The sequence below is a fragment of the Streptomyces apricus genome (assembly GCF_008369065.1).
GTDB lineage: Bacteria > Actinomycetota > Actinomycetes > Streptomycetales > Streptomycetaceae > Streptomyces > Streptomyces apricus.
In genome coordinates this window covers 3135-6205 of sequence record NZ_VDFC01000073.1, presented here as the reverse complement: position 1 = coordinate 6205, position 3071 = coordinate 3135, and the positions used below count along the sequence as shown (strand labels likewise).

At 73.6% G+C, this 3071-nt stretch carries 3 protein-coding genes; all 3 read right to left on the bottom strand.

The features are described from left to right. Window positions 1-849 (bottom strand): STM4011 family radical SAM protein (locus FGF04_RS33625; RefSeq protein WP_149515179.1); only part of this gene is annotated, 849 nt, incomplete at its 3' end. Between the two features lie 6 nt (window positions 850-855). Beyond that, window positions 856-2250 carry an STM4012 family radical SAM protein gene (locus FGF04_RS33620; RefSeq protein WP_235882634.1) on the bottom strand — a complete coding sequence of 465 codons (1395 nt, stop codon included), beginning with the start codon at window positions 2248-2250 and terminating at the stop codon, window positions 856-858. After that, window positions 2247-3053, bottom strand: coding sequence for an STM4013/SEN3800 family hydrolase (locus FGF04_RS33615; RefSeq protein ID WP_149515178.1), 807 nt, complete (start codon window positions 3051-3053; stop codon window positions 2247-2249). Before FGF04_RS33615 ends, FGF04_RS33620 begins: the two co-directional genes overlap by 4 nt. Window positions 3054-3071 lie beyond the last annotated feature (18 nt).

Here is a 3071-nt window from a genome sequence, read left to right as displayed (position 1 = left end):
GTCGGGGAGGGCGTGCGGTACGCGTTCCAGGACGCCGCCCGCGAACACGTCGTACAGCGGCAGCGTCTCCAGGTGCACGTAGCCGATGTGGCAGTCGCACACCTCCCGGGGGCAGGCCTTCGGGCCGAGCGCGCCGCGGTACGAGCCGTCGTAGAGGTTGCCCAGTTCGGTGGGGACGAAGTGGCAGCGGCGGACCGTGCCCGCGCCGTCGACCGAGAGGACCGACTCGCCGGTGCGGCACGGCATCCCCGCCGAGCGGTGCGGATGCCGGCTGAACGGGAAGAGCGCGTCCAGCTCCGTCCACCCGGCGGCCTCTTCGTCCGTGTAGGTGTGCCCTTCGGCGGCGTTCACCCACAGGTAGACGTGGCGCGGCAGCTCCGCGCGCAGCCGCCGCGCGTGCTCCAGGTGGTCGGGAAGGCCGACGATCCCGACGCTGAACCGCACGCCCAGGCCGGCCAGGGCGTGCGTCTTGGCGAGGAACCGCTCGTACGGCGTCTGCCCCGGGTGGTACGTGCACCACAGCGCGACGGTGCCGAGGTCCGCGTCCCGCAGCCAGTCGGTGCGGCAGCTCAGGTTGGTCTGGATCGCGACCCGCCGTACGTGCGGCAGGTGCGACAGCTCCACCAGGGCGCGCCGGTACCAGGACCGCACGAGCCCCTCGCCCCACGGGGTGAAGAGCACCGAGAGCCGGTCGTCCTCCTGCGCGTGCGCCCAGGAGGTGAAGCGCTCCAGCGCCGCCCGGTCGGCGCGCAGCTGGGCCGTGCTGTCCCGGCGCTTGGCGAACGGGCAGTAGGGGCAGTCGTAGTCGCAGGAGGAGAGGGGGCCGCGGTACAGCAGGGTCAGGTCCACCGGCCCTCACTTCGTCTCGTAGGCGGCCATGGCGGCGCGCACGGCCGGTGAGAAGAACTCGGGGCCGATCGCGTCCGAGTGGGCGAGCCCTTCGGCGGACAGGCGCAGCAGCCCGGGCCGGACGGTGCCGTCCAGCCAGCCCCGGGCGGTGAGGGCGGCCAGCTCCGCCGGGAAGTCGTCGCCGGGGTCCGTGCCGAACCGCAGCCGGTAGTCGGCGAGCGGCATTCCCTGCGCCTGGAGCAGCGACTGCAGCAGGTGCCGCCGGCGCGCCTCGTCCTCGTCGACCCATCTCCCGTGCAGGGCGCGCGAGAAGTCCTCGGTGGCGGTGTAGTCGTCGATGATGCCGCGGATCTCCCGCATCGAGACGGCGTAGTCGAAGGAGTAGTGCAGCCGCGAGGTGTACGAGCGGGCGCCGCAGCCGAGGCCGATCATGCCGTCGGTCTGGCAGGCGTAGTCGTCGGGCCCCTGCGGCGGCGCGTCCGTGCGCCGGAACATGCGCATCGACACCTGCTCGTAGCCGTGCGCCAGGAGGTGGTCGCGGCCTTCGCGGTACCGGCGCAGGCGCTCCTCGTCCCACTCCCGGTCGGCCGTGCGCGGGTCGGCGTGGCGGCCGAGACCGGTGAGCGGCCGGATGTACAGGGGGTAGAGGTAGATCTCCTCGGGGCGCCAGGACAGGGCCGCGTCGAGGGAGTACCGCCAGCTCGCCGCCGTCTGGCCGTCGATGCCGTAGATCAGGTCGATGTTCAGGACGGGGATCGCGCTCTCGCGGATGCGGGCCAGCGCGGCCTCGACGTCGGCCCTGCGCTGCGGGCGCACCGCGGCGCGGGACTCCTCCTCGACGAAGCTCTGCACGCCGAGGCTCAGGCGCGTGGTGCCCCGCTCGGCCAGCACGGCCAGCCGGTCGGCCGTGGCCGTCGACGGGGACGCCTCCACCGACAGGGGGACGGCCCGCAGGTCCACGCCCGTCTCCTGCTCGGCGATGTCGCACAGCCGCTCCAGCTCGGCTGCCTCCAGATAGGTCGGGGTGCCGCCGCCGAACGCGGCGTTGGCGAAACGCGGCGGCTCCCCGTCGCCGAGGGCCTCGCGCACGGCGGCGGCCTGGCGCCGTACGGCGTCCAGGTAGCGCCCGGTGAGGCCGTCCGGCGCGCCGATGCGGGTGAAGAGGTTGCAGAACCCGCAGCGGATCTCGCAGAACGGGATGTGCAGGTACAGCGAGAGCGCCTGCCGGGACTCCCCGGCCCACAGGTCCGCGAGCCGCGGCCGCGGGGCGAGCGGCCGGTAGGCGGTCTTGTGCGGATAGGCGTACGTATAGCTCTGGTACGGGCGCGGCAGAGTGACAGGTGTGTCGGCGGAGGTGCTCGCCGGGCTGTCCGCGGCGGCGCCCGTGGCGGTGACGGTCATGCGGTGGGCTCCAGGAAGAAGTGGCCGTAGGGCACGGTCCACACGGACGCGTGGCCGAGGCGGTGTCCGGTGTAGCCGTCGTCCCCGTAGGCGGTGCCGTGGTCGGAGCAGACGATCGCGAAACAGCGGCGGCGCGAACTCATCGCGCGGAACAGGCGCCCGACGTGCCGGTCGACGTACTCCAGCGCCGCGGCGTGCGTGGCGCGGCTGTCGCCCGCCTCGCGGGTCGCGCCGGGGAGGTGGAACCAGTTCGGCTGGTGCAGCGCGGAGGCGTTCAGGAAGAGGAACAGCCGCTGGTCCGCGGGGAGTTCGGCGACCGTCTTCTCGGCCCGCGCCACCTGCGCCTCGAAGGAGGTCGGGGAGGCGACGGAGAACTCCGGCTCCCAGTGGCTCTCCTGGAAGTAGCCCGGCAGCACGCTGCCGAGCGCGCCCTGCTTGTTGAAGAAGCCGACGCCGCCGATGCACACCGTGCGGTAGCCGCGCGCCGCGAGCCCGGACACGAGGTCGGGGGTCTCGAAGACGAACGTGCCGTCCGCCGTCGTCTCGCTGCCCGCGAACCGCGCCGCGAACAGCCGCGGATGCGGTCCGGGACCCGCGGGCGTGGGCAGGAAGCCGGCGAACATCGCCTGGTGGGAGGCGTAGGTGAAGTTTCCCGGCGCGTGCCGCTCCTCCCAGGKGCCGCCGGGCAGGTGGGCGGTGAGGTTCGGCAGCCGGCCGGCCGCCGCGAGCTCGACCGCCACGWCGTGGCGCAGGGTGTCCAGGGTGAGGAGCAGGAGGTCGTCCCGGCCGACCACCTCGTTCATGTCCGGAGTGCGGCGCAC

Bases quoted from the DNA above. Each gene is read 5' to 3' on its own strand.
- FGF04_RS33620 (WP_235882634.1), bottom strand. From the start codon at position 2,250: ATGACCGTCACCGCCACGGGCGCCGCCGCGGACAGCCCGGCGAGCACC.